Annotated in this window: 22 protein-coding genes, 6 tRNA genes and 1 other RNA gene; 17 read left to right on the top strand and 12 right to left on the bottom strand. The window is 53.5% G+C overall.

The features are described from left to right. The first annotated feature begins 331 nt into the window (after positions 1-331). The gene (locus KW828_RS04540; protein ID WP_218335227.1) at positions 332-2,029 is read left to right on the top strand and encodes a sensor histidine kinase; all 1,698 of its coding nucleotides are present in this window, start codon (positions 332-334) and stop codon (positions 2,027-2,029) included. Between the two features lie 14 nt (positions 2,030-2,043). Further along, positions 2,044-2,775 carry a LytTR family DNA-binding domain-containing protein gene (locus KW828_RS04545; protein WP_218335229.1) on the top strand — a complete coding sequence of 244 codons (732 nt, stop codon included), beginning with the start codon at positions 2,044-2,046 and terminating at the stop codon, positions 2,773-2,775. A gap of 5 nt (positions 2,776-2,780) precedes the next feature. On the opposite strand, the gene glk is transcribed toward KW828_RS04545, so the two are convergent. Further along, positions 2,781-3,746 (bottom strand): glucokinase, encoded by a 966-nt coding sequence (gene glk / locus KW828_RS04550; protein ID WP_218335231.1) that lies wholly within the window; start codon positions 3,744-3,746, stop codon positions 2,781-2,783. Between the two features lie 198 nt (positions 3,747-3,944). Here glk and mgrA point away from each other — a divergent pair, with 198 nt between their 5' ends. Next, positions 3,945-4,943, top strand: coding sequence for an L-glyceraldehyde 3-phosphate reductase (mgrA, locus tag KW828_RS04555; RefSeq protein WP_218335372.1), 999 nt, complete (start codon positions 3,945-3,947; stop codon positions 4,941-4,943). A 124-nt stretch (positions 4,944-5,067) separates the two neighbouring features. After that, positions 5,068-5,406 carry a DUF2502 domain-containing protein YpeC gene (ypeC, locus tag KW828_RS04560; RefSeq protein ID WP_218335233.1) on the top strand — a complete coding sequence of 113 codons (339 nt, stop codon included), beginning with the start codon at positions 5,068-5,070 and terminating at the stop codon, positions 5,404-5,406. A 51-nt stretch (positions 5,407-5,457) separates the two neighbouring features. On the opposite strand, the gene KW828_RS04565 is transcribed toward ypeC, so the two are convergent. After that, positions 5,458-6,696, bottom strand: coding sequence for an Nramp family divalent metal transporter (locus tag KW828_RS04565; RefSeq protein ID WP_218335234.1), 1,239 nt, complete (start codon positions 6,694-6,696; stop codon positions 5,458-5,460). A gap of 350 nt (positions 6,697-7,046) precedes the next feature. Between KW828_RS04565 and KW828_RS04570 the strand changes: the two genes are divergently transcribed. Next, positions 7,047-8,234 carry a NupC/NupG family nucleoside CNT transporter gene (locus KW828_RS04570; protein ID WP_218335236.1) on the top strand — a complete coding sequence of 396 codons (1,188 nt, stop codon included), beginning with the start codon at positions 7,047-7,049 and terminating at the stop codon, positions 8,232-8,234. A gap of 43 nt (positions 8,235-8,277) precedes the next feature. Here KW828_RS04570 and KW828_RS04575 read toward each other — a convergent pair whose 3' ends face one another. The 3 genes from KW828_RS04575 to KW828_RS04585 all read right to left on the bottom strand — a co-directional run bounded on the left by KW828_RS04575 (position 8,278) and on the right by KW828_RS04585 (position 10,873). Continuing rightward, complete coding sequence (locus KW828_RS04575) at positions 8,278-10,461, bottom strand: EAL domain-containing protein (protein WP_218335237.1); 2,184 nt, start codon at positions 10,459-10,461, stop codon at positions 8,278-8,280. A 220-nt stretch (positions 10,462-10,681) separates the two neighbouring features. Then, positions 10,682-10,757: transfer RNA gene (locus KW828_RS04580), tRNA-Ala, on the bottom strand. A gap of 40 nt (positions 10,758-10,797) precedes the next feature. Then, positions 10,798-10,873: transfer RNA gene (locus KW828_RS04585), tRNA-Ala, on the bottom strand. A 217-nt stretch (positions 10,874-11,090) separates the two neighbouring features. Between KW828_RS04585 and KW828_RS04590 the strand changes: the two genes are divergently transcribed. Continuing rightward, entirely contained in the window at positions 11,091-11,453 is a 363-nt protein-coding gene (locus KW828_RS04590) for a YfeC-like transcriptional regulator (RefSeq protein ID WP_218335238.1), read from the top strand. 1 nt (position 11,454) lies between these two features. After that, a complete protein-coding gene (locus KW828_RS04595) occupies positions 11,455-11,853 on the top strand; it encodes a YfeC-like transcriptional regulator (protein WP_218335240.1) in 399 nt (132 codons plus the stop codon). Positions 11,854-11,902: 49 nt separating this feature from the next. Here KW828_RS04595 and gltX read toward each other — a convergent pair whose 3' ends face one another. Next, positions 11,903-13,318 (bottom strand): glutamate--tRNA ligase, encoded by a 1,416-nt coding sequence (gltX, locus tag KW828_RS04600; RefSeq protein WP_218335242.1) that lies wholly within the window; start codon positions 13,316-13,318, stop codon positions 11,903-11,905. Positions 13,319-13,575: 257 nt separating this feature from the next. Between gltX and KW828_RS04605 the strand changes: the two genes are divergently transcribed. The 5 genes from KW828_RS04605 to KW828_RS04625 all read left to right on the top strand — a co-directional run bounded on the left by KW828_RS04605 (position 13,576) and on the right by KW828_RS04625 (position 14,114). Beyond that, positions 13,576-13,651: transfer RNA gene (locus KW828_RS04605), tRNA-Val, on the top strand. Positions 13,652-13,696: 45 nt separating this feature from the next. Beyond that, positions 13,697-13,772 (top strand) — tRNA-Val (locus tag KW828_RS04610). Between the two features lie 31 nt (positions 13,773-13,803). Next, positions 13,804-13,879, top strand: a tRNA-Val gene (locus tag KW828_RS04615). 4 nt (positions 13,880-13,883) lie between these two features. After that, a tRNA-Lys gene (locus tag KW828_RS04620) sits at positions 13,884-13,959 on the top strand. Between the two features lie 29 nt (positions 13,960-13,988). Then, a non-coding RNA gene (locus KW828_RS04625) (RtT sRNA) lies at positions 13,989-14,114 on the top strand. A 158-nt stretch (positions 14,115-14,272) separates the two neighbouring features. On the opposite strand, the gene KW828_RS04630 is transcribed toward KW828_RS04625, so the two are convergent. The 3 genes from KW828_RS04630 to xapA form a co-directional block, all read right to left on the bottom strand. Beyond that, positions 14,273-15,163, bottom strand: coding sequence for a LysR family transcriptional regulator (locus KW828_RS04630; RefSeq protein ID WP_218335243.1), 891 nt, complete (start codon positions 15,161-15,163; stop codon positions 14,273-14,275). Positions 15,164-15,200: 37 nt separating this feature from the next. Continuing rightward, complete coding sequence (locus KW828_RS04635) at positions 15,201-16,451, bottom strand: nucleoside permease (protein ID WP_218335245.1); 1,251 nt, start codon at positions 16,449-16,451, stop codon at positions 15,201-15,203. A gap of 61 nt (positions 16,452-16,512) precedes the next feature. Then, positions 16,513-17,346 carry a xanthosine phosphorylase gene (xapA, locus tag KW828_RS04640; RefSeq protein WP_218335247.1) on the bottom strand — a complete coding sequence of 278 codons (834 nt, stop codon included), beginning with the start codon at positions 17,344-17,346 and terminating at the stop codon, positions 16,513-16,515. 248 nt (positions 17,347-17,594) lie between these two features. On the opposite strand from xapA, the gene KW828_RS04645 reads away from it, so the two are divergent. Both KW828_RS04645 and KW828_RS04650 read left to right on the top strand, forming a co-directional pair. After that, positions 17,595-17,939, top strand: a complete 345-nt coding sequence (locus tag KW828_RS04645) for a FlxA-like family protein (RefSeq protein WP_218335248.1) — start codon at positions 17,595-17,597, stop codon at positions 17,937-17,939. Between the two features lie 182 nt (positions 17,940-18,121). Beyond that, positions 18,122-19,126 carry a bile acid:sodium symporter family protein gene (locus KW828_RS04650; protein ID WP_218335250.1) on the top strand — a complete coding sequence of 335 codons (1,005 nt, stop codon included), beginning with the start codon at positions 18,122-18,124 and terminating at the stop codon, positions 19,124-19,126. Here KW828_RS04650 and KW828_RS04655 read toward each other — a convergent pair. The 3 genes from KW828_RS04655 to zipA all read right to left on the bottom strand — a co-directional run bounded on the left by KW828_RS04655 (position 19,123) and on the right by zipA (position 22,461). After that, positions 19,123-19,338, bottom strand: coding sequence for a DUF3820 family protein (locus KW828_RS04655; protein WP_218335252.1), 216 nt, complete (start codon positions 19,336-19,338; stop codon positions 19,123-19,125). The genes KW828_RS04650 and KW828_RS04655 overlap by 4 nt on opposite strands. Position 19,339: 1 nt before the next feature. Then, on the bottom strand, positions 19,340-21,358 hold the full coding sequence (gene ligA, locus KW828_RS04660) for an NAD-dependent DNA ligase LigA (protein WP_218335253.1): 2,019 nt from the start codon (positions 21,356-21,358) through the stop codon (positions 19,340-19,342). A 71-nt stretch (positions 21,359-21,429) separates the two neighbouring features. Further along, entirely contained in the window at positions 21,430-22,461 is a 1,032-nt protein-coding gene (gene zipA / locus KW828_RS04665; protein WP_218335254.1) for a cell division protein ZipA, read from the bottom strand. Positions 22,462-22,690: 229 nt separating this feature from the next. On the opposite strand from zipA, the gene cysZ reads away from it, so the two are divergent. From cysZ to ptsH, 3 genes are all read left to right on the top strand, one after another. Beyond that, the gene (cysZ, locus tag KW828_RS04670; protein ID WP_218335255.1) at positions 22,691-23,452 is read left to right on the top strand and encodes a sulfate transporter CysZ; all 762 of its coding nucleotides are present in this window, start codon (positions 22,691-22,693) and stop codon (positions 23,450-23,452) included. Positions 23,453-23,592: 140 nt separating this feature from the next. Further along, on the top strand, positions 23,593-24,564 hold the full coding sequence (cysK, locus tag KW828_RS04675; protein ID WP_218335256.1) for a cysteine synthase A: 972 nt from the start codon (positions 23,593-23,595) through the stop codon (positions 24,562-24,564). A 385-nt stretch (positions 24,565-24,949) separates the two neighbouring features. Continuing rightward, positions 24,950-25,207, top strand: a complete 258-nt coding sequence (ptsH, locus tag KW828_RS04680; RefSeq protein WP_043017126.1) for a phosphocarrier protein Hpr — start codon at positions 24,950-24,952, stop codon at positions 25,205-25,207. Positions 25,208-25,250 lie beyond the last annotated feature (43 nt).

Consider the following 25,250-nt stretch of genomic DNA (forward strand, 5'->3'; position numbering starts at 1 on the left):
GGCATGCTTTGAAAATAGCCTGAATAAATTCCCGCTGTCGAGGGGCAGCGGAAAATAAATTATCCAGAAGCCAAAAGCGGAAGCGATTTTTCGCGAGAAGACGCTGACTGAATCATTCGCACCCTGAATAAAACAAAGGTTTAACACGATGATAATTTTGATGTTACCCGTCAGTGATGCTTTTCACCTGCGACCGCTGTCTGACTGTCCACCTGTGACAATCCCCTTTTAATTTTAAGGGTTTTCCTCTTAAAGGAGGGCGGAAGTTAACTGGTCATCTGGCGTCAGATTTTTTATCATCTCTGTTCCACGCCATTCACACGAGTTATCCGTGCACGAAATATTCAACATGCTGCTGGCGGTCTTCGACCGGGCCGCGTTAATGCTGATTTGTCTGTTTTTCTTGATCCGCATGCGCCTGTTCCGCGAGCTGCTGCATAAAACGGCCCACTCACCCAAAGAGCTGCTGGCGGTGACGGCGATTTTTTCCATGTTTGCGCTGTTCAGCACCTGGTCCGGCGTGCCCGTAGAGGGGTCGCTGGTAAACGTGCGTATTATTGCGGTGATGTCCGGGGGGATCTTATTCGGGCCCTGGGTCGGGATTATTACCGGCATCATTGCCGGTATTCACCGCTACCTGATCGATATTGGCGGCGTTACTGCCATTCCTTGTTTTATCACCAGTATTATCGCCGGCTGCATGGCGGGCTGGATCAACCGTAAAACACCGAAAGCGCATCACTGGCGTATCGGCATCATCACCGGGATGTTGTGCGAAACCCTGACCATGATTCTGGTGGTGATTTGGGCGCCGAGCATCTCGCTGGGGCTGGATATTGTGTCGAAAATCGGCATCCCGATGATCCTCGGCACTGTATGTATCGGCTTTATTGTGCTGCTGGTGCAGAGCGTGGAAGGTGAGCAGGAAGCCAGCGCCGCGCGGCAGGCCAAGCTGGCGCTGGATATTGCCAACAAAACCCTGCCGCTGTTCCGCCATGTTAATACGGAATCCCTGCGTCAGGTTTGCGACATCATCCGCCGCGATATTCACGCGGATGCAGTTGCGATCACCAATGTTGAGCATGTGCTGGCCTACGTCGGCATCGGGGAAAATAACTATCGCGACAGCGATGATATTATCAGCCCCACCACCAATGAGGCGATAAAGTCCGGTAAAATCATTATTAAAAACAATGACGAAGCGCATCGCACACCGGAAATACACTCCATGCTGGTGATACCGCTATGGGAAAAAGGCGTGGTGACCGGCACGTTAAAAATCTATTACTGCCATGCGCACCAGATCACCTCCTCGTTACAGGAAATGGCGATCGGTCTGTCACAGATCATCTCCACCCAGCTGGAAGTGTCGCGCGCCGAGCAGTTACGTGAGATGGCCAATAAAGCGGAACTGCGCGCCCTGCAAAGCAAAATTAATCCGCATTTTCTGTTTAATGCCCTGAACGCGATTTCGTCGTCGATTCGCCTGAACCCGGATACCGCCCGGCAGCTGATTTACAATTTATCGCGCTACCTGCGCTATAACATTGAACTGAAAGACGATGAGCAAATTGATATTAAGAAAGAGTTGTATCAAATCAAGGATTACATCGCCATTGAGCAGGCGCGCTTCGGGGACAAACTGACAGTGATTTATGACATCGACGAGGATGTTAGCTGCGTGATCCCAAGTCTGCTGATCCAGCCGCTGGTGGAAAATGCCATTGTGCACGGCATCCAGCCTTGTAAGGGAAAAGGCGTGGTCACCATCAGCGTGGCGGAATGCGGTAATCGGGTACGCATCGCCGTGCGCGATACCGGCAACGGCATCGATCCTAAGGTTATTGAGCGCGTAGAGGCCAACGAGATGCCCGGCAATAAAATCGGCCTGCTCAACGTTCATCACCGCGTAAAACTGCTGTACGGCGAAGGGCTGCATATTCGTCGCCTGGAGCCAGGCACTGAAATTGCCTTCTACGTACCACACGATCGCGCGCCGCTGCCTGCGCCGGTTACGCTGTTGCAATAATCAGGAGTGTCACCATGAAAGTCATCATTGTCGAAGATGAAATCCTGGCGCAACAGGAGTTGAGCTGGCTCATTAAAGAACACAGCCAGATGGAGATAGTCGGCACCTTTGAGGATGGTCTGGACGTGCTGAAGTTTCTCCAGCACAACAAAGTGGACGCGCTGTTTCTGGACATTAATATTCCGTCGCTGGACGGCGTTTTGCTGGCGCAGAACATCAGCCAGTTTGCCCATAAACCGTTCATTGTGTTTATTACCGCGTGGAAAGAACATGCGGTGGAAGCCTTCGAGCTGGAAGCGTTTGACTACATCCTGAAACCTTATCAGGAGTCGCGCATCATCAATATGCTGCAAAAGCTGGAGACAGCCTTTCAACAGCAATCAGGGACGGGTGCGAGCAGCCCAATGGTGCGTGAAAACGATACCATTAACCTGATCAAAGATGAGCGCATCATCGTCACCAGTATTCACGATATTTATTATGCGGAAGCGCATGAGAAGATGACGTTCGTATATACCCGTCGCGATGAATTTGTGATGCCGATGAATATCACGGAGTTTTGCAACAAACTGCCGACGGCGCATTTTTTTCGCTGCCACCGCTCGTACTGTGTGAATCTGGACAAGATCCGCGAAATCGAACCCTGGTTTAACAACACCTATATTCTGCGACTGCGGGATCTTGATTTTCAGGTCCCGGTCAGCCGCAGTAAAGTCAAAGAGTTCAGGCAGTTAATGCACCTGTAAAGGGTTTACAGATAGTAACCCAACGTCTGACGTAAATGCGCACCCGCGCCGAGCAGGCCTGGGTTGTCGTGCACGATCAGATAAACCGGAATATCCTGCACGTAGGATTTGAAACGTCCTTTGTCTTCAAAGCCGCCGCGAAAGCCTGAGGCGGTGAAGAAATCGAGGAAGCGCGGCACAATGCCCCCGGCGATATATACGCCGCCGAAGGTGCCGAGCGTCAGCGCCAGGTTGCCGCCGAAACGTCCCATGATCACACAGAACAGCGACAGCGCACGGCGACAGTCGATGCAGCTGTCTTCCAGCGCACGCTCCGTGATGTCTTTCGGTTGCAGGTTTTCTGGCAGGCGTCCATCGGATTTCACAATTGCGCGGTAAAGGTTCACAAGCCCAGGACCGGAGAGCACGCGCTCAGCCGAAACGTGACCGATTTCACTGCGCAGCTCTTCAAGGATAATGCCCTCTTCTTCGCTGTTCGGTGCAAAATCCACATGGCCGCCTTCGCCCGGCAGGCTGACCCAGCGTTTGTCGACGTGCACAAGATGCGCCACGCCGAGGCCCGTGCCTGCGCCATACACGGCAATTGGTTTGCCTTCCACCGGCTCACCGCCGCCAAACTGCGTCAGATGCTCTTTTTTCAGCATCGGGATCGCCATTGAAACCGCAGTAAAGTCGTTGATAATTTCCAGATGCGCAAAGCCGAGACTTTTCTTCATTTCTGCGATGGAGAATTCCCAGGTGTGATTGGTCATCGCCACCCAGTCACCGGTGATCGGACAGGCAATCGCGATACAGCCATCCTCAACCTCCGCGCCCGTCTCGTCCAGATAGACACGGACAACCGCTTCCAGCGTGGGATAATCCAGGCCGGAATAGGTTTTGGCGCGGGAAATTTCGCCGCTGTCGACATCACACAACGCCAGGCGTGCGTTAGTGCCGCCCACGTCACCTACTAATGCATACTTTGTCATTCTTTTTACTGCTCCGCTGAAGTCAGAAAAATTCTTTGGCACACTGTAAATTCATGGCGCGTTAACAACAATGACCATAGCACGAGTGCCTGTATATTATTGAGCTTCATCACATAATAACTTTACCGTTTCAGCAAAGTCTCAAAGCTGGTGTAAACGTATACACTAATGATACGTCTGCATATTGAGGGTTATTACATGGTTTATCAGGCCGATCCTGAGCGCTATAAAAAGATGGAATATCGCCGCTGTGGTCAGAGCGGATTAAAACTGCCGGCGGTGTCGCTGGGCCTGTGGCATAACTTTGGTGATGCCACGCTGGTAGAAACCAGCCGCCAGCTACTGCGCCGCGCCTTTGATCTCGGGATTACCCATTTCGATCTCGCCAACAACTACGGGCCGCCGCCTGGATCCGCTGAACGCCACTTTGGCCGCATCTTACAGGAAGATTTTAGCCCGTGGCGCGATGAGCTGATTATCTCCACCAAAGCGGGCTACACCATGTGGGACGGCCCATACGGCGACTGGGGTTCACGCAAGTATCTGATCGCCAGCCTTGATCAAAGCCTCAAACGCATGGGGCTGGAGTATGTGGACATTTTCTATCACCACCGCCCGGATCCAGAAACGCCGCTGAGAGAAACGATGCGCGCGCTGGATCACATCGTGCGCCAGGGCAAAGCGCTGTACGTGGGTCTGTCTAACTATCCGGCGGACATGGCGCGTGAGGCGATTGATATTCTTAATGACCTCGGCACGCCGTGCCTGATCCATCAGCCGAAATATTCAATGTTTGAACGCTGGGTGGAAGACGGCCTGCTGGATGTGCTCAGTGAGAAAGGCGTCGGCAGCATTGCCTTCTCGCCGCTGGCGGGTGGACAGCTGACCGACCGCTATTTACAGGGCATTCCGGCGGATTCCCGCGCCGCCAGCGGCAGCCGTTTCCTCAATCCCGATCAGTTAACCGATGAGAAGCTGCACAAGGTGCGTCAGTTAAACGATCTGGCACAGCAGCGCGGCCAGAAGCTGTCGCAAATGGCGCTGGCGTGGGTGCTGCGTGACGATAAAGTGACATCCGTGCTGATCGGTGCAAGTAAAGTGGCGCAGATTGACGACGCGGTCGGCATGCTGGCGAACCGCCATTTCAGCGCCGAGGAATGCGCAGCAATTGACAGCATCCTCAATAGCGCAAAATAACAGCAATTTTAGCAAAAAATGCTGCCCTTCATGATTTAAGAGTTAAACCAATCTACCGGGGCTTTACAGCCCCGTAATATTGCATTAACAGGCCGTTTCGGCCCCGATCGTGAAGGAGATAAGTATGTTCAGGTCACTGATACTGGCAGCTGTTTTAATGACTTCTGCCCCGCTGGTGGCAAATGCCGGCGAAATCACCCTGCTGCCCTCAATAAAATTACAAATTGGCGATCGTGATAATTACGGTAACTACTGGGACGGCGGCCACTGGCGCGACCGTGATTACTGGCATAATCACTATCAATGGCGTGAAAACCGCTGGCGTCCTCACGACCGCGGTTATCACCGTGGCTGGGATAAACGCAATGCATACGAGCGCGGCTACCGTGAAGGCTGGCGCGACCGCGATGACCATCGTGGACCGGCTCGTGGACATGGCCACGGGCATGGACATCATCATTAATGGATACTAAAAAGCCCGGCGTAGTAATACGCCGGGCTTTTTTATTACCATTTATAGTCCCATCACCGTTCCCACCAGCAGCCACATATTTAACGCCACCACCAGCAACACGATCAGCCAGCCGATCCGTTTTATCAACGGCGTGTTGACCAGTTCGCCCATCAGTTTACTGTCGCTGGTAAAGACCAGCAGCGGCACCAGCGCCAGCGCAATACCAAAACTCAGCAGCACCTGGCTCATCACCAGAATGCGGGTCGGATCCAGCCCCATTAAAATGACGATAAACGACGGCAGCATGGTGACGGTACGGCGCACCCACAGCGGAATATGAAAGCGAATAAAGCCCTGCATCACTACCTGTCCCGCCAGCGTACCGACCACTGTCGAAGACAGCCCTGCCGCCACCAGACTCAGACCAAAAATAGTGGCTGCCGCATGGCTCAGTAACGGCTCCAGCGTCAGATAGGCTTCATCAAGATCGGCCACACCGGTATGCCCGCTGAAGTGAAACGCCGCGGCCGCCGTCGCCATCATGGCCAGATTAACGAAGCCGGCAATGGTCATGGCGATCGCCACATCCCATTTGGTGGCCGAATAGCGCTCTTTGCGCGATCCACCGTGCAGATCTTGCGTCAACGAAGAGTGCAGATAAATCACGTGCGGCATAATGGTCGCGCCCAGCACGCCCGCGGCGAGAAACACGGCTTCGGTGGTGGGCAGGCTTGGGAGCAGCATCCCTTTACCTAACGCCGCGAGTTTCGGCTGGGAGAAAAACAGCTCGACAATATAGGCCGCCGCCACAAACAGCAGCAGGCCGCCAATGACTTTCTCCAGCGGTTTCTGCCCGCGTTTTTGCAGCATCAGGATCAAGAAGGTGGCGATCCCCGTCAGCACCGCGCCCTGTAGCAGCGACACGCCGAGCAGTAATTTAAAGCCGATCGCCGCGCCAATAAATTCAGCGAGATCGGTCGCCATGGCGATGATTTCCGCCTGCACCCAGTAAAACCACACCAGCGGGCGCGGATAGTGATCGCGGATTTGTTCGGCGAGGTTTTTGCCGGTGGCGATGCCCAGTTTGGCCGAAAGGATCTGGATAAGCATGGCCATAAAGTTGGCCCAGACCACCACCCACAGCAGCTGGTAGCCGAAGCTGGCGCCGGCCTGAATATTGGTGGCAAAGTTGCCCGGGTCGATATAACCGATAGCAGCAACGAACGCAGGTCCCATTAATGCGAACCTAAGCTTGCGCGCCGCACGACCACTGTTACTCTCAACGCGACTGTCGTTCATTCATGCCTCTGATATAGCCTTTGCTATGTTTCATGCTAACAAAATGAGAATGATTATCAAGATCACCTGATTTGTTTAAACTGATTATTCTGATAGCCCGGAACGATAGCCGGAAGGAATTTTAACAGCGGAAAGGTGCTCTTAACATTTGCCCTATCAATTTGTTAAAAGCTTAGCAGCAAAATTTGCCTCCTCGCACCTTTACGTAACATAACAGAAATGTATGTTTGATCACTATTTTTGAGATTCGTCACAGGTAGTTACTATAGTGTGCTTTTGATCTCGTTTTCTTTACGCTTGTTGCATAGAATGTGCACGGAAATTAAACCTGCCTCATATTTGGAGCAAATATGTCCCGCGTTCTTCACTTTGTTCTGGCGCTTGCCGTTGTGGCGTTGCTTGCGTTGTTGTTAAGCAGCGACCGCAAAAAAATTCGCATCCGCTTTGTTATTCAGCTTCTTGTTATTGAAGTTTTACTGGCCTGGTTCTTCCTGAACTCTGATGTTGGTCTGGGCTTTGTAAAAGGCTTCTCCGAAATGTTTGAAAAACTGCTCGGATTCGCCAATGAAGGGACAAACTTCGTCTTCGGCAAAATGAATGATGAAGGTCTGGCATTCTTCTTCCTGAAAGTGCTGTGCCCTATCGTCTTTATTTCTGCGTTGATCGGTATTCTGCAACACATTCGTGTGCTGCCGATTGTGATCCGTGCCATTGGTACCGTACTGTCAAAAGTGAACGGTATGGGCAAACTGGAATCCTTCAACGCCGTCAGCTCGTTGATTCTGGGGCAGTCTGAAAACTTTATCGCTTATAAAGATATTCTCGGCAAGATGTCCCGTAACCGCATGTACACCATGGCGGCCACGGCGATGTCTACCGTGTCGATGTCCATTGTGGGCGCGTACATGACCATGCTGCAGCCGAAATATGTGGTCGCCGCGCTGGTACTGAACATGTTCAGCACCTTTATCGTACTGTCGCTTATCAACCCGTACCGTGTTGATGAGAATGAAGATAACCTGCAAATGGCTAACCTACACGAAGGCCAGAGCTTCTTTGAAATGCTGGGTGAATACATTCTGGCAGGCTTTAAAGTAGCCATTATTGTTGCCGCGATGCTGATTGGTTTTATTGCATTGATTTCCGCGCTGAACGCCCTGTTCGCGACCGTGTTCGGCATCTCCTTCCAGGGCATCCTCGGTTACATCTTCTACCCGGTCGCCTGGGTAATGGGCGTACCGTCGCATGAAGCCTTGCAGGTCGGCAGTATCATGGCAACCAAACTGGTTTCAAACGAATTCGTGGCGATGATGGACCTACAGAAAATTGCCGGCACCATTTCTCCGCGAGCAGAAGGTATTCTGTCTGTGTTCCTGGTGTCCTTCGCTAACTTCTCGTCCATCGGTATCATCGCGGGCGCGATTAAAGGTCTGAACGAAGAACAGGGTAACGTAGTGTCACGTTTCGGTCTGAAACTGGTCTACGGCTCTACGCTGGTCAGCATCCTGTCTGCGTCCATCGCCGCACTGGTGCTGTAATTCTGCCGTGATAAGAGAACCGGGCCTGGCCCGGTTTTTTTATTTAATCGTCTAATGGCTGGGGCTTACCCAGTAAATATCCCTGCAAATACTCCACCCCCAGCCCCAGTAGCAACTCGCGCTGTGCCTGCGTTTCCACATATTCCGTTACCACAGTGAGTGATTTTGCTTTTGCCAGCGTGCAAATCGCCTTCACGATCATCGCATCCAGCGGGTCGCGCTCGATCTCTTTCACAAAGGCACCATCAATTTTAATAATATCGGCGTGCAGACGCTTTAAACGTTCAAAATTCGCATAGCCGGTACCGAAGTCATCAATGGCAATTTTGAAACCAAAATCGCGCAGCTGTCGTATGTTACGCAAACTGGTTTCCGCATCTGAGAAAGCCTGTTCTTCGGTGATTTCAAAAATAATGTATTGTGGCGACACCCCGTAACGGGTAAAGAGCGCAATAATGTCGCTGGCCGACGTTTTTTGCATTAACGTCATGGGCATCAGATTGACGGAGAAACGGGCTTCTTCCCCGGCTGCCGGATGCGCCTGGATCCAGTTTAATAGCGTTTTGATAACCAGCATGTCAAAGCGCGGGCTGAGATTAAAACGGGCAATAAGCGGGATGAAACGATCCGGAGTGATAAGCTCGCCATCGCAAACCAGCCGGGTGAGGATCTCCTGATAGCCGCAGCCATCCGCCCTCTGAACAGGCTGGGCATATAGTGTAAGACTCCCCTCTTCCAGCGCACGCTTAACCTTATTCAGCATAAGCACCTGTTCGGTGGTCTGGTCAGAGACCGTTTCAATACTTTGCGTTAGCGCCAGCACGCGCTGTGCCATGCAGGCCTCCCCGGCAAGCCAGCTGAGCTGTCCCAGCGTATGGTGCAACGTTTCGCCAGTCCCCTCAACTTTCCCCCAGGAGGCCCCAAATTCGATCTCAAGGGCCGTGTCATGCCAGTAAATTTTGCGGCTGTTGAGGTGATCCACCATATGCTGCAAACGGGCTTCAGGCTCCTGCCCATTTAATACCAGCAGCAATTCACTTCCCGGCAAACGAAACAGCTTTTCGTTCGCCATCATCAGCGGTTGCAGGTCCCGGGCAATAGCGCGTTTGCAGTGAACGCGCATCATCATGCCGTAATGGCGGCTTAGAAATTCCAGATTATGCAGATGTAAACAGCACACCACCGCGTGGGGTAGATTTTCCAGATGCAGTTCAAGGGCGCGCAAATTGGGAAGCCCGGTAAGCGGATCGGTCAGCGCCTGCGATTTCCAACGTTGTCTGAGCCACTCGCTGCGGTGATAAATATGTGCCATGTAAAAAATGCAGATGGTTACAGCTATCAATACTGACAGTACAAAGGCCAGTGAATAGTCCGTGCCGACGCCGTGCAGGAAATTGCGATTGTAGGCGACCAGAAACCATGCCGTGCCTCCCCACCTAAAAGCAATTAACTCTGGACTGAATTCTCGTACCGCAATTATAAACATGATGAATATAACAGGCACCAGAAAACCAGCAATATATTCCGCCTCACCAGGTGAGCAGAGGATGATCAAAATAAAAATTAAAGCCAACAACCAGCTCACAGTAAAAACACGTTTACGTAAAGAATAAAGGGGTTGGATGCTGCGACGCCAGAATACCCGCGCATAATGCGGATTCACAACCATGCGTAGCGGATAATAAAAAAGCAGAGTAAAAATGAGCGCCGCACTGATAAGCCCCTGAATATTAATTATATGGTAAATAACCGAGCGACTATCTGAAAATTCCGAAATCGAAATAGGATAATCAAACCAAACGCCAGAAATATACATTAAGAATTTAATACCAGCAGGCGCGAAAAATCCTAACCAAAATACGCGTACGACCCTATTTTCATGGGGAAAATTGTAGCGCCAGCGACTGCCAAGCCGCCAGCGAACCACGGCGCAGGCCAGCAGCACCGGGGCAATCTGACAAAACAATAGTAATAGTGCCTCGCGGAAAGAGAGGTCCATCAACCAGTGATTCACGACTGCAAAGCCGAGTATTACCGGTACTACCCCGCGCCGGCCAAAGATAAAAATAATAGCAAGCATTGCGCTTAATGGCAGCCAGGAAAGGAACGTATCACCCTCATGGATTAGCACCATGGGTGAAAGAAGGCGTGAAACTATTACAGCTACGAGACAAATAATGAATGCAAGTGAGAATAGTGTTACATGCTTACAAATATTAATTTTCATTATGATTACTAGTTAATTATCACAAGCGGTAGTGAAACGAAATTTATAATAGGTTTATTCTTATGACCAGGCAAGTTTAAGCTAGCATATTAATCTAAAATATATTAACGGAGGTTTTCAGGAAATATGATGGATAAAGAGGGTAAAGAGTCTTAACAGTAACGGAGGGCCCAATAGCAGGCATAAAAAAAACCCCCGCCACAGGCGAGGGTTCAAATTTTGGTGGAGCTAAGCGGGATCGAACCGCTGACCTCTTGCATGCCATGCAAGCGCTCTCCCAGCTGAGCTATAGCCCCACAATAGTATTTACGCACCAAATCTGTTGGGATCAGAATTTGGTGGAGCTAAGCGGGATCGAACCGCTGACCTCTTGCATGCCATGCAAGCGCTCTCCCAGCTGAGCTATAGCCCCAATGCGTAAATCGTGTCGCGTTGACGGGCGGCATAATATGAATTCCGCCGCGAGGTGTCAACGGCAAAATCAGTAAGCCCCGCTCAATCGCTGAAAAAGCAGTCAAATGAATGACATTGCGAGCCGCCTCGCAGACGTTAGTTAAACCCGTCACACTTTCCAGTTAAAGGGTGCTATAAGATGAACCACTAACCCCTACTTCTCGTCAGGAAATTGCATGATCAAGGAACGGATGACGCCGGATGAGCTCGCCAGACTCACGGGATACAGTCGCCAGACCATCAATAAATGGGTGCGTAAAGAAGGCTGGATTACCTCGCCAAAGCCAGGCGTTCAGGGTGGAAAAGCCCGTCTGGTGCATATCAATGAGCAGGTACGTGAGTTTATACGCAACGCACGTCGCGCAATTGATGACAGTACTGGTAACGATACCGCAGATCTTGAGCCATCGCTGGAAGCGCTTTTATTGACGCTGGCGAGGGAAATGACTCCAGCGGAACAAAAACACTTAACCTCCTTGCTGCTACGCGAGGGCATCAGCGGCTTACTACAACGGCTCGATCTTCGCGATCAGAATTAACATGATAAAAATACCTGCCAAATTAACGACCGAAGAGCTGGCTGATTTTGTTGGCATGACAAAACAAACGGTGAATCGCTGGATCCGCAAAAAAGGCTGGCAAACCCAAAAGATCCCCGGCGTGAAAGGTGGACGAGGACGGCAAATCCTCATTGATAAAAATGTGCTGGCGTTTATTGAGCAACTGCCCAAATTTCGTCATCTCACCTCCGGGCGCTCGCTGGCTGAACCCGCTGCCGCTTATGGCAACCTGTCAGCGCCCATGCGTCAAATTATCAGCGTCTTGCAAACGATGACGCCTTCCGAAGAAGAGCAACTGGATCGTCTGTTGAAGAGAAACGGATTGCAGTACATGTTAAGCCGCCTCGACATCACCGAGACAAGCACTCACAACAAATAAAAAACGGCAGGGTAAACCTGCCGTTCGCTTTTATGCTGATCCGAAGGAATTACTGCTGGCTTTCACGCGCAGCAATGTACTCCAGCGCTTTATTGATGCGCTCGACGCTGCGGGATTTACCGATAGCATGTACAGTGACATCCAGCGCCGGAGACTGGCCAGCGCCCGTCACCGCCACACGCAGCGGCATACCGACTTTACCCATCCCCACTTCCAGCTCGTCTGCCGTCGCCTGAATCGCGTTATGCACATTTTCAGCCGTCCAGTCAGTAATGGCCGCCAGCTTATCGCGCACCACTTCCAGCGGCTGACGCGCTACCGGACGCAGGTGTTTTTTCGCCGCATCCGCATCCAGTTCCTCAAAGTCCTGGTAGAAGTAGTGGCAGCTTTCCGCCATCTCTTTCAGGGTCTTACAGCGCTCGCCCAGCAGTTTAACCAGATCGGCCAGCTGCGGGCCGTTGCGGGTGTCAATGTTCTGCTGTTCAATGTGCCATTGCAGGTGCGTGGCAACGTATTCCGGCGGCAGGGTGTTGATGTAATGGTGGTTCAGCCACTGCAGTTTTTCAGTGTTGAACGCACTAGCGGATTTGCTGACCGCGCTGAGTGAGAACAGCTTGATCATCTCTTCGCGGGAGAAGATCTCCTGATCGCCGCTGGACCAGCCGAGGCGCACCAGATAGTTGAGCAGCGCTTCCGGAAGATAACCGTCATCGCGGTACTGCATTACGCTGACTGCGCCGTGACGTTTGGACAGTTTTTTGCCGTCGTCACCGTTGATCATCGACACGTGCGCATACACCGGCACCGGCGCATTCAGCGCTTTAAGGATGTTGATCTGGCGCGGCGTGTTATTGATATGGTCTTCGCCGCGGATCACATGGGTGATCTCCATATCCCAATCGTCCACTACGACACAGAAGTTATAGGTTGGGGAACCGTCGGTACGGCGGATGATCAGATCGTCCAGCTCCTGGTTGCTGAACTCGATAGGGCCACGGATCTGATCGTCGAAAATCACCGAGCCTTCCTGTGGGTTGGCAAAACGCACCACGCACGGTTCATTATCAGCGTGATGTTCATGACTGTGACGGCAGCGACCGTCGTAGCGCGGCTTTTCACCGTTTGCCATCTGTTCTTCGCGCAGTGCGTCCAGACGCTCTTTTGAGCAATAACATTTGTACGCCGTTCCGACTTTCAACATGTCATCGATGACCGCGTTGTAGCGATCAAAACGTTTAGTCTGAAAATACGGGCCTTCATCCCACTCCAGGCTCAGCCAGTTCATGCCGTCCATGATGGCTTCGATAGCCTCCGGCGTAGAGCGCTCAAGATCGGTGTCTTCAATACGCAGCACAAACTCACCGCCGTGGTTACGTGCAAAAAGCCAGGAATAGAGAGCGGTACGCGCGCCGCCAACATGCAGATAGCCAGTGGGGCTTGGCGCGAAGCGAGTTTTAATTTTCATGAATTGGCCTTACGTTGATAAAGATGCCGGTCACCGGCAAGTCCTGGAAAAACGAGTGGGCAATATTCTATCACTCCAGGCTGATTCCTCAATGAAGTTACCGTCACAGGGGCGGCAAATCGGTTTTTTGTTGATAAATCATGCGCGAACACAGGCTTCGCCGCCGCGTTGTTTAATTTTACGACGAACAAACAAAATCTTTAGAAAAGGCGTTGACTCATTTTCAACTCTCCCTATAATGCGACTCCACACAGCGGGGGTGATTAGCTCAGTTGGTAGAGCATCTCCTTTACACGGAGGGGGTCGGCGGTTCGAGCCCGTCATCACCCACCATCTACTTAAATGTAGACCCGCAGTGCCGATAAGACTTGAGACGTGGGGTGATTAGCTCAGTTGGTAGAGCATCTCCTTTACACGGAGGGGGTCGGCGGTTCGAGCCCGTCATCACCCACCATATCTCACCTTATCAACAGCAGTACCGAAATGGGTGATTAGCTCAGTTGGTAGAGCATCTCCTTTACACGGAGGGGGTCGGCGGTTCGAGCCCGTCATCACCCACCATTTCGGGTCGTTAGCTCAGTTGGTAGAGCAGTTGACTTTTAATCAATTGGTCGCAGGTTCGAATCCTGCACGACCCACCAATGTAGAAAGGCGCCCTAAAGGCGCCTTTTTGCTGTGCGTGAAATGCAGGATGAGAACCTGCCGCAGGTTCGGGTCGAGCAAAGCGAGACAACGGAGCCGCTGGCGGCGACGGCCCGAAGGGCGAGCGAAGCGAGTCATCCTGCACGACCCACCAATGTAGAAAGGCGCCCTAAAGGCGCCTTTTTGCTATGCGTGAAATGCAGGTTTTACCGAGTGGCGCGGCGCTTGCCCCGCCTATAACTACAAATTCTCACCCGGCCTGTGTGATCCCATCATTGTAGGCCCGGCAAGCCTGCGCCGCCGGGCGCGTGCTCAGCACCGCTGCGTCAGCGTTGCCAGTAATCTGGATAACACTGGCGTCACCTGCTTTTCCTCATACACCACATACAAATCCGCCGGAATGCGCTCTTCGAGCGGGCGAAAAGCCACGCCGGGCCACTGCATTTGCGCGTAGCTGTCCGCCATCAGCGTGATACCCATTCCCATGCTGATCATCGCCAGCACCGTTTGCGGCTCCACCGCCTCGCGCACGATCACCGGTGAAAATCCCACCCGCTGACAGACTCGTTGCAAAAACGCCCAGTCAGAATGCACCGACGGCAGCGTGACAAAATGCTCATCGCGCAACATCGCCAGTGGAATGGACTCCCTGGCCGTCAATGGGTGCTCATCCGGCAGCGCCACGAGGAACGCCGCCTGCTGCACGCGTCGGCTGGTCAGCCCGGCGGGCAGGTCCAGTGCCATACGCCAGATCCCCGCATCCAGCTCACGCCGCTCCAGCAGCGCCTGCTGACTTCCAGGGGATTTCTCACGAAACAACACCTCGACGTCAGGATTTTCCTTCAGAAAGCGATACAGAACGTTACGCATGCCACCCCATAGCGCAGTGCCGACAACGCCCAGCTCGATGCGCCCGGCCTCCCCTCGCCCGATTTGCTCCACGCGTGCCAGCGCCTGATTCACATCACTCAGCAGACGGCGCGACTCCTCCAGCAAAATTTTTCCCGCATGGGTTAACACCACGCTGCGGGAATGGCGAACGAACAGCTGCGCTCCCAGCTGGTTTTCCAGTTCTTTAATGTGAAAACTCAGCGGCGGCTGCGACATGTTAAGGCGGGCCGCAGCCCGCCCGAAGTGCAGTTCCTCCGCCACGGCCAGAAAATAGCGCAGCAGTTTTAGGTCTGTTTTGTACAGCGGTTCCATCAGATTCGCAGGCCTGCGGGCAGGATCATTTAGCGTGTCAACGTACCACACATGCGCGCTTATCAGGCTGATGTTTATAATTAAAGGCAAAGAAAAAGATCACTGCCAGCGCGAGGGCATAACCCGCAAAAACCAGCCAGATCGTCTGCCAGTCCTTGACGCCATCCACGGAAAAATAGTCCACCGCCAGTCCGCTCAGGATGGAACCCACATACGCCCCGACGCCGTTAACCATGGTCATAAACAGCCCCTGCGCACTGGCGCGGATTTCTGAACTGACCTCCTGCTCAACAAACACCGAACCGGAAATGTTGAAGAAATCGAAGGCGCAGCCGTAAACGATCATCGACATCAACAGCAGTATGCAGCCGACCGGAGACGGATCGCCAAACGCGAACAGCCCGAAGCGCAGCATCCACGCCACCATGCTCATCAGCATCACCGTCTTAATGCCGTAACGGCGCAGGAAAAACGGGATGGTGAGGATAAAACCGATCTCCGCCATTTGTGAAACGGACAGCAGAATCGACGGGTATTTCACCACCAGACTGTCGGCAAACTCCGGCTGGCGGGCAAAGTCATGCAGGAAAGGATTACCAAAGACGTTTGTAATTTGCAGCACCGCCCCCAGCAGCATGGCAAAGAGAAAAAACACCGCCATGCGGGGATTTTTGAACAATACAAAAGCATTGAGTCCGAGTTTACTGCTCCACGACTGCGACACTGTTTTCGCCACCGTCGGAATTTTGGGCAGCGTCAGGGAATAGGCCGCAAGGCACAGGGATGAGGCGGAGGCGATATAGAGCTGCGCGCTGCTAAGCTCCAGATCCATCAGGCTTACTGTCCACATGGCAACGATAAAACCGGCGGTACCGTAAACGCGGATCGGCGGAAAATGGCTTACCGTATCCAGCCCCGCCTGCTCAAGACAGGAGTACGAAATACTGTTGGACAGCGCAATGGTCGGCATAAACGCCATCGCATTGACCAGCATCACCCAGAACATCAGATCGGGCGTACTGACGCTGGCGGCGTAAAACATCGCCCCGGCGCACACCAGATGGCACAGCAGATAAGCCCGCTCCGCCCGCAGCCATTTATCAGCGATGATCCCCATGATGCCCGGCATGATAATCGCCGCCAGCCCTTTTGAGCTGTAGACCATCCCCACGTTTGCCCCGCTAAAATGCAGGGTGTTGATCATGTACGAGCCAAGGGTCACCAACCAGCTTCCCCAGATGAAGTACTGCAAAAACGACATGATTTTTAAGCGAACCGTGATCCCCATAGCCTTTTCCTTGTCGCAGAAAGACAAACCGCCCCGGCCAGCGGAGCGGTATTTGTGATTATCAGGCCAGCTTGCGCAGGAAACCGCAAATCAGGTCGATGAAGTTCTGCCGCGAGAGCTCCGCCGCGGCGAGGGTCTGCGCATGGGAAAGCTTCACGTCCCCTAGTCCTTCCGCCAGATTGGTGATGGCCGACACCGCCACCACTTTCATTCCGCAGTGGCGCGCGGTAATCACTTCCGGCACGACGGACATGCCCACCACATCGCCGCCGATAATTTGCATCATGCGGATCTCCGCCGCCGTTTCGAAGTTCGGGCCGGAGTAAGAGACAAACACACCTTCACTGAGCGGGAAGCCCGCTTCCTGTGCCACCGTGTGCAGCAGCGCGCGGTAATCCGCGTCATAGGCGTTCGCCAGCGAAAAGAACCGCTCGCCGAAGCGGTCATCGTTCGGCCCGCACAGCGGCGATCCCGGCATGGTGTTAATGTGGTCTGACAGGGCGACCAGACTGCCCGGCCCGACCTCCGGGCGTAACGATCCGGCGGCGTTAGTGCAGAACAACAATTCACAGCCCAGCAGATCGAAAGTACGTACCGCATCGGTCATCACCGTCATACCACGACCTTCATAGTAGTGGCCCCGGCCTTTCATACAGGCCACCGGTACGCCCGCCAGAGTACCGAGCACCAGCTCGCCCGCGTGACCGTGCACCGTACTGACCGGGAAGCCCGGTAATTCTTCATAAGAGATCGCTACCGCATCGACGATCTGATCGGCCAGCGCGCCCAGGCCGGAGCCTAAAATGAACGCCACGCGGGGGGTGAAATCCGGTTTGCGCGCCCGAATGATGTCAGCACAGATAAAAGCATGATCGGAAAAATGGGCAGGGGTCATGGCGTGTCCTTAATCGTTATGTTTTGCCGTGCGGAAGGCTCCGCGGGTACTGAGGTTTTATAACGACTCCTGCGCTTTACTGACCAATACACTTTTCTGGCCATATTGATAGCGTCTCTGTATTGATTGCACGCGAACGCGAAACACCGTCACGCTTATTCATATCGGCAATGATTACCCCACTTATCGTCTCAAGCTCTGCTAAAAAATGCCGATATAACAATTTTATGGCAAACAAGGAGTTCATAATGACGACCATCTCGACGACCACCCCGTCAGTACAAAATAGTGGCAGTTCGCGCTCGTCCAGTTCAGGAAATGACATCGCAGCCCAGATCAGCCGTCTGACGCAGCAGGTGACTAAACTGACCGCGCAGCTGAAAGAAGTGGCGAACGGCACAGGTACGACCGACGAGAAACGAAAGCAGCAGGAACAGCTTCAGTCGCAGATCCAGTTGCTACAGGCGCAGATCGCACAGCTGCAAAACCAGCAGGCCAAAGAAGCTGAGAAGAAACAAGAAGAGAAGCAGCTGGCCAAAGCGGAAGGCGTGAACACCCCGTCTGACGACCACAAGATCGATATTTATATTTAACATCCGCTCATACGCAAGGCTCCGGCGATCCGTCGGGCCTTTCCGCCTGCCCCGCCCTTTTTATCTTCTGAATTGCACATTGCGGATCCTTAACCTATCTGTTTCATAAATGAATGACAGAAATGACTTTTATTTAGCAGAGAGAAAAACGCAGAATAATGAGACTGACTTCAGGAGTGTTTATGAAAATTTTCCGCATCCTCGATCCCTTCACCTTAACCCTGGTGGCGGTGGTGTTACTGGCATCGTTCTTCCCGGCGCGCGGTGGTTTTGTACCCTTTTTTGAGGGGCTGACCACCGCCGCCATCGCCCTGCTGTTCTTTATGCACGGTGCGAAACTGTCCCGCGAAGCCATTATCGCTGGCGGCAGCCACTGGCGGCTGCATCTGTGGGTGATGTGCAGCACCTTTGTTATCTTCCCGGTGCTGGGCGTGCTCTTTGCCTGGTGGGCACCTGTTAATGTCAGCCCGGAGCTGTATACCGGTTTTCTCTATCTGTGCATTCTGCCCGCCACCGTACAGTCTGCTATTGCGTTTACCTCCCTTGCGGGCGGTAACGTTGCCGCTGCCGTCTGTTCAGCGTCGGCATCGAGTTTGCTGGGGATTTTCCTGTCACCGCTGCTGGTGGGTCTGGTGATGAATATGCACGGCGCGGAAGGCAGTCTGGAGCAGGTGGGCAAAATTATGCTGCAACTGCTGTTGCCGTTTGTGCTCGGCCACCTGTCACGTCCGTGGATCGCAGGTTTTGTGACGAAGCATAAAAAATGGATTTCAAAAACTGACCAGACGTCGATTCTGCTGGTGGTCTATTCAGCCTTTAGCGAAGCGGTGGTTAACGGCATCTGGCATAAAGTGGGCGCAGGCTCGCTGCTGTTTATCGTCATCGTCAGCATTGTGCTGCTGGCCATTATCATCGGGATAAATATCTTTGCCGCCCGTCGCTTTGGGTTTAATAAGGCCGATGAGATCACTATTGTCTTCTGCGGCTCGAAGAAAAGTCTCGCCAACGGCATTCCGATGGCGAATATTCTCTTTCCCGCTGCCGCGGTGGGGATGATGGTGTTACCGCTGATGATTTTCCACCAGATCCAGCTGATGGTTTGTGCGGTGATGGCGCGACGCTATAAGCGTCAGAGTGAAGTATTGCAGGCGCAGGAAGCCACTGCCTCCGACGCCACGCGGGGCTAAGGGCGTCGCAGGGGCTGCACCAGATGCGTCAGCCCCTCAGTTTTGATCAATAGCGTAAACGCCATCAGCTCACCCAGATGCCCGGCAGGAAATTCATCCTTACGGGCAAACCACAACAAATACTCTTCCGGCAGGTCTATCAGCCTGCGCCCTTTGTATTTACCAAAGGGCATTTCGGTGTTGGCGATCTCGATTAGCTGCGCGCTATCCATTTCAGGCACCTAACAGACGGATCATCTCCGCCTCGTCGATCACCTCGATCCCCAGTTCCTGTGCTTTCGCAAGCTTGGAACCCGCCGCTTCACCGGCGATCACCAGATCGGTTTTCTTCGACACGCTGCCCGCGACTTTTGCGCCCAGCGCCAGCAGCGCCGCTTTCGCATCATCACGTGACATCTGACTCAGGCTGCCGGTCAGCACGATAGTTTTACCGGCGAACGGGCTGTCGATTTCTTCGGCGTTGACCACCACCGGCGCGGCCCAGTGAATACCCACCTCTTCCACAAGCTGGCGGATCACCTCCCGGTTGCTCTCTTCATCGAGGAAGTGACGCACATGGGTGGCGACCACAATGCCGACGTCCGGCACTTTTTGCAGTTCGTCGATGGACGCAGCGATCAACGCGTCCAGCGTACCGAAATACGCGGCCAGCCCGGCTGCGGTGGCTTCGCCGACTTCACGAATACCCAGCGCGTACAGGAAACGGGCAAAGGTGGTTTCTTTCGATTTTTCCAGCGCATTCACGATATTCTGCGCCGATTTCGGCCCCATACGATCCAGCCCGGTGAGCTTCCCGGCGGTGAGCCTGAACAGATCGGCAGGCGTATGGACGTACTCTTTTTCCACCAGCTGGTCGATGATTTTGTCGCCCATACCATCGACGTCCATTGCCCGGCGCGAGACAAAATGTTTGAGGGATTCTTTACGTTGCGCGCCGCAGATCAGGCCACCCGTACAGCGAGTGACCGCTTCACCTTCCACGCGCTCCACGTCCGAGCCGCATACCGGGCAGTGGGTCGGGAACTCCACGTCGCGGGTTTCCGCCGGGCGCTCTGATTCAATGACGTTGACCACCTGCGGGATCACATCTCCGGCGCGACGGATCACCACTTTATCGCCGATTTTCAGCCCCAGACGGGCGATTTCATCGGCGTTATGTAAGGTGGCGTTGCTGACCAGCACCCCCGCAACATGTACCGGCTCCAGACGTGCCACCGGCGTTATAGCCCCGGTACGGCCGACCTGAAATTCGACGTCGCGCACCCAGGTCATCTGCTCCTGCGCCGGGAATTTAAAGGCCACTGCCCAGCGCGGCGCACGGGCGACAAATCCCAGCTGTTCCTGCAGATCCAGTGAGTCGACCTTGATCACCACACCGTCAATATCAAACCCAAGCTGTGGACGGTCTTCCGCGACCTGGTGATAAAAATCCAGCACCGCCTGCGGCGTGTCGCAAATGCGGATGCGGTCGCACACCGGCAACCCCCAGCGCTTAAACTGTTGCAGACGTTCATGATGGCTGCGCGGCAATTCACCGCCTTCCAGAATACCGACGCCGTAGCAGAAGAAGGTTAGCGGGCGCTTCGCTGTAATACGCGGATCGAGCTGGCGCAACGAGCCTGCGGCTGCGTTGCGTGGATTAGCAAAGATTTTACCGCCGGTACGCCGCGCTTCATCGTTGATCTTTTCAAATCCCGCCTGCGGCAGGAACACTTCGCCGCGCACTTCAAGACGGGCGGGAATGTTATCACCGTGCAGTTTCAGCGGGATAGCGCGGATGGTTCGCACGTTGGTGGTGATGTCCTCCCCGGTGGTACCATCGCCGCGGGTGGCCGCGCGGATCAGCACGCCATTTTCGTAAAGAATACTCACCGCAAGACCATCCAGTTTCAGCTCGCAGCAATAGCTCAGCGCGTCGGTGCTTTTCAGCCGATCCTGTACGCGCTTGTTAAAGGCCAGAAAGCTCTCTTCATCGAAGACGTTATCCAGCGACAGCATCGGCACTTCGTGGCGGATCTGGGTAAAAGCACTTAAAGGCGCGGCACCGACACGCTGTGTCGGGGAATCCGGTGTGATGAGTTCAGGATGCCGGGCTTCCAGCTCCCGTAGCTCGCGCAGCAGCCGATCATATTCGGCATCGGGCACTTCCGGCGCGTCCATCACGTGGTACAGGTATTCATGATGGCGAAGCGTGGTTCGCAGTTCTGTGAGTTGTTGTTCGATTGAGTCCATAACACACCATCAATAATAAAAACCCCCGACAGGCGGGGGTTCAGGAAGGGGTTAACACAGCGACGCGCAGGTTACGCGTTTGCCTCTTTAACTTCGCGAATGCGGGCCTGATACTCACGCAGCTTTTGCGGCGTCATCATGCGGCGCTGATCGTCCAGCACCATACCACCCACTTCGTCAGCAATGTACTGCGCCGACTGTAGCATCAGCTTAAAGTTTTGCAGTTCATCGCCATAGGACGGCACCTGCATAAAGATGGTCACGCCAGGCGTGGTGAAATTGCCGGTCATCTCTGGATCAAAGGTGCCAGGGTTGACCATGTTCGCCAGGCTAAACAGTGCCGGCCCGCTGCCGTCAGGGCTAAGGTGACGATGGAAAATGTTCATGTCACCGAACATAAAGCCCGCCTGCTGGATGCTGTTAAGCAACACATCGCCATTGATTTCCGTCCCCTGATGCGCGGCGACGCTCATCACAATCACCGTCTCTTTGCGCTTCGGTGGTTCAGGTGCAGCGACCGGTTGTTCAATGATCGGCGCAGGAGCAGGCTCTGGCTGCTGCACCGGCTGCGGTGCAGATTGCGGCGCGCTGTATTGCGGCTCACCGTGCGGTGCTGTCGGTTGCGGCTGTTGTACCGGCTGGTGGGTCACCGGCTGGTGATGCTGATGCTGAACTGGCTGCGGCTGAACCGACTGATGCGGCTGCTGCACAGGCTGGTGCGGCGCGTCGTCATAAGCCGCAGGCGCAGGTTCGCGCCGCGTTACCGGTTCACGAGCAGGCACCGTGGCCGTCGGACGAGGCTGCGCCGACGCATAAGGCGGCTGATACTGGTGCTGGGGCGAACGAGGGGCGTCTTGCTCAGGGGCTGCACCCGGCGCAGGGTTAACCCGGTGAACACGCACTTCACCCACGCCATCATCGGCGTCGTCATCGATGTCGTCCTCAAACGGTTCATCATCACGACGCGACTTCATGCGTTTTAATGGGCGATCGCGGAACATAGAAGAGCGCTCTTTCCGGCTGGTCCAGAACCCATGTACCAGCAGAGCGATTATGGCGATCGCGCCAACAATGATTAATATCAGACGCAAATCCTGCATCATTATATTCTCTGTTGTTCTAACACCTTGCCACCACGGCAAACATTTACTCACTAAGAGTATTTGCCGATTACCGCAAGTGCAAGTGTGCACATGGCTTTCACTGCATAAAGATGAACAAAATCGTGCTTTTTGCTGTTTTTTCGAACATTTCCGAACTAGCCAGCGACGCGTAAACCGTTAATATAGCCGTGCACTTTCCCTTGCTGTCACTAAAGGAGTCTGGCCTGACATGGGTTTATCATCTGCAACCGCGCCTCGTAGCGGCGTCTGGTACTTTTCTCAGGGCTGGAAGCTCATCACCCTCCCCGGCATTCGACGCTTTGTGATCATGCCGCTGCTGGTCAATATTTTGCTGATGGGCGGCGCATTTTTATGGCTGTTTATGCAACTCGACAGCTGGATCCCACAACTGATGACGCACGTGCCGGACTGGTTACAGTGGCTGAGCTACCTGTTGTGGCCCATCGTCGTCATATCCGTGGTGCTGGTGTTTGGCTACTTCTTCTCGACTATCGCCAACTGGATCGCGGCCCCCTTTAACGGCCTGCTGGCGGAGCAGCTGGAAGCGCGGCTGACCGGGGCAACGCCGCCGGATACCGGGATCGGTGCCATCATGAAAGACATTCCGCGCATTATGAAGCGGGAATGGCAGAAACTGGCGTGGTATCTGCCGCGCGCGTTCGTACTGGTCATCCTCTATTTTATTCCCGGCATTGGCCAGACGGTGGCCCCAGTACTGTGGTTCCTGTTCAGTGCCTGGATGCTGGCGATCCAGTATTGCGACTATCCCTTTGATAACCACAAAGTGCCCTTTAAAACCATGCGCGAGGCATTGCGCACGCAAAAAGCCACAAATATGCAATTTGGCGCGCTGACAAGCCTGTTTACGCTGATCCCATTCCTCAATCTGGTGATCATGCCCGTCGCTGTATGCGGCGCAACGGCAATGTGGGTTGACTGTTATCGACCAAAACATGCGCTGTGGAAGTGAGTGGATTATTCCTCTACTTATTCCATACTTGTTGCCATTATTTCTCATCAGCATATAGATATGCGAAATCCGTACTTCCGCATCATTCTTAACCGCGTATGCTGATGACGTTCCCAAATTCATACAGTTAAGGACGGGCTATGAGTAAGATTTTTGAAGACAACTCGTTGACTATCGGTCATACGCCGCTGGTTCGACTGAACCGCATCGGCAATGGACGCATCCTGGCGAAGGTTGAATCCCGCAACCCGAGCTTCAGCGTGAAATGCCGTATCGGTGCCAATATGATTTGGGATGCCGAAAAACGGGGTGTGCTGAAACAGGGCGTTGAACTGGTTGAACCGACCAGCGGCAATACCGGCATCGCGCTGGCCTATGTGGCCGCAGCGCGCGGTTACAAACTGACGCTGACCATGCCGGAAACCATGAGCATTGAACGCCGTAAGCTGCTGAAAGCGCTGGGTGCGAATCTGGTGCTGACCGAAGGCCCGAAAGGCATGAAAGGCGCCATCCAGAAAGCAGAAGAAATTGTCGCCAGCGATCCGGCGAAATATCTGCTGCTGCAACAGTTCAGTAACCCGGCCAACCCGGAAATCCATGAAAAAACCACTGGCCCGGAAATCTGGGAAGATACCGATGGTCAGGTTGATGTGTTTATCGCGGGCGTAGGTACCGGCGGTACGCTGACCGGCGTCAGTCGTTACATCAAAAACACCAAAGGCAAAACGGACCTCATCACCGTGGCGGTTGAACCGACCGATTCCCCGGTGATCAAGCAGGCGCTGGCTGGCGAAGAGCTGAAGCCTGGCCCGCATAAAATTCAGGGGATTGGCGCAGGATTTATTCCTGGCAACCTGGATCTGAAACTGATCGACAAAGTGGTGACCATCACCAACGAAGAAGCGATCGACACTGCGCGTCGTCTGATGGAAGAAGAAGGTATTCTGGCCGGCATCTCCTCCGGTGCGGCGGTAGCCGCCGCGCTCAAGTTGCAGGAAGATGAGGCCTTTACCAACAAGAATATTGTCGTTATTCTACCTTCTTCCGGTGAGCGTTATTTAAGCACTGCGCTGTTTGCTGATCTTTTCACGGAAAAAGAACTGCAGCAGTAACGCCAGCACAGTAAAATTGCGCAAAAAAGCACCTGTTAAGGTGCTTTTTTGTGGCGTACTTCAAATTTTCCACTCTCGTGGCATTGATTACCCCCGCCGGGTCTGGTATTTAACCACCACATTTATTTCGAAGCGCGAAATTAATCGAATTGTGACTTTGCGCCAGCTGAATCGATTTAATGATTTGGTTCAGGTCTCGCTTTCGCGGCATAATGATTAATGACGGACGAAACCTTAACGGCCAGAAATTTCAGGCTCCGGATTTGCGTCATCACGCTTCTGTATCGCGCCCCGTTACTATTGGCGCTAACAATACAGGCTAAAGTTAAGCCGCCAGGCTAGACTTTAGTTCCACAACACTAAACCTATAAGTTGGGGAAATACAATGTTCCAGCAAGAAGTTACCATTACCGCTCCGAACGGTCTGCATACCCGCCCTGCTGCTCAGTTTGTTAAAGAAGCAAAAGGCTTCTCTTCTGAGATCACTGTGACCTCCAATGGCAAAAGCGCCAGTGCTAAAAGCCTGTTCAAACTGCAAACTCTGGGTCTGACTCAGGGTACTGTGGTTACGCTGTCTGCTGAAGGCGAAGACGAGCAGAAAGCCGTTGAGCATCTGGTAAAACTGATGGCTGAACTCGAGTAAGTTCACGGGTTCTTTTAAAAATCAGTCACAAGTAAGGTAGGGT

Origin of the sequence: Enterobacter sp. ENT03 (genome assembly GCF_019218745.1) — a bacterium.
GTDB lineage: Bacteria > Pseudomonadota > Gammaproteobacteria > Enterobacterales > Enterobacteriaceae > Enterobacter_D.

Excerpts from the sequence above, each read along its gene's own strand:
- KW828_RS04545 (WP_218335229.1), top strand. The coding sequence starts at position 2,044 with ATGAAAGTCATCATTGTCGAAGATGAAATCCTGGCGCAACAGGAGTTG.
- glk (WP_218335231.1), bottom strand. The coding sequence starts at position 3,746 with ATGACAAAGTATGCATTAGTAGGTGACGTGGGCGGCACTAACGCACGC.
- mgrA (WP_218335372.1), top strand. The coding sequence starts at position 3,945 with ATGGTTTATCAGGCCGATCCTGAGCGCTATAAAAAGATGGAATATCGC.
- ypeC (WP_218335233.1), top strand. The coding sequence starts at position 5,068 with ATGTTCAGGTCACTGATACTGGCAGCTGTTTTAATGACTTCTGCCCCG.
- KW828_RS04565 (WP_218335234.1), bottom strand. The coding sequence starts at position 6,696 with ATGAACGACAGTCGCGTTGAGAGTAACAGTGGTCGTGCGGCGCGCAAG.
- KW828_RS04570 (WP_218335236.1), top strand. The coding sequence starts at position 7,047 with ATGTCCCGCGTTCTTCACTTTGTTCTGGCGCTTGCCGTTGTGGCGTTG.
- KW828_RS04575 (WP_218335237.1), bottom strand. The coding sequence starts at position 10,461 with ATGAAAATTAATATTTGTAAGCATGTAACACTATTCTCACTTGCATTC.
- KW828_RS04590 (WP_218335238.1), top strand. The coding sequence starts at position 11,091 with ATGATCAAGGAACGGATGACGCCGGATGAGCTCGCCAGACTCACGGGA.
- KW828_RS04595 (WP_218335240.1), top strand. The coding sequence starts at position 11,455 with ATGATAAAAATACCTGCCAAATTAACGACCGAAGAGCTGGCTGATTTT.
- gltX (WP_218335242.1), bottom strand. The coding sequence starts at position 13,318 with ATGAAAATTAAAACTCGCTTCGCGCCAAGCCCCACTGGCTATCTGCAT.
- KW828_RS04630 (WP_218335243.1), bottom strand. The coding sequence starts at position 15,163 with ATGGAACCGCTGTACAAAACAGACCTAAAACTGCTGCGCTATTTTCTG.
- KW828_RS04635 (WP_218335245.1), bottom strand. The coding sequence starts at position 16,451 with ATGGGGATCACGGTTCGCTTAAAAATCATGTCGTTTTTGCAGTACTTC.
- xapA (WP_218335247.1), bottom strand. The coding sequence starts at position 17,346 with ATGACCCCTGCCCATTTTTCCGATCATGCTTTTATCTGTGCTGACATC.
- KW828_RS04645 (WP_218335248.1), top strand. The coding sequence starts at position 17,595 with ATGACGACCATCTCGACGACCACCCCGTCAGTACAAAATAGTGGCAGT.
- KW828_RS04650 (WP_218335250.1), top strand. The coding sequence starts at position 18,122 with ATGAAAATTTTCCGCATCCTCGATCCCTTCACCTTAACCCTGGTGGCG.
- KW828_RS04655 (WP_218335252.1), bottom strand. The coding sequence starts at position 19,338 with ATGGATAGCGCGCAGCTAATCGAGATCGCCAACACCGAAATGCCCTTT.
- ligA (WP_218335253.1), bottom strand. The coding sequence starts at position 21,358 with ATGGACTCAATCGAACAACAACTCACAGAACTGCGAACCACGCTTCGC.
- zipA (WP_218335254.1), bottom strand. The coding sequence starts at position 22,461 with ATGATGCAGGATTTGCGTCTGATATTAATCATTGTTGGCGCGATCGCC.
- cysZ (WP_218335255.1), top strand. The coding sequence starts at position 22,691 with ATGGGTTTATCATCTGCAACCGCGCCTCGTAGCGGCGTCTGGTACTTT.
- cysK (WP_218335256.1), top strand. The coding sequence starts at position 23,593 with ATGAGTAAGATTTTTGAAGACAACTCGTTGACTATCGGTCATACGCCG.
- ptsH (WP_043017126.1), top strand. The coding sequence starts at position 24,950 with ATGTTCCAGCAAGAAGTTACCATTACCGCTCCGAACGGTCTGCATACC.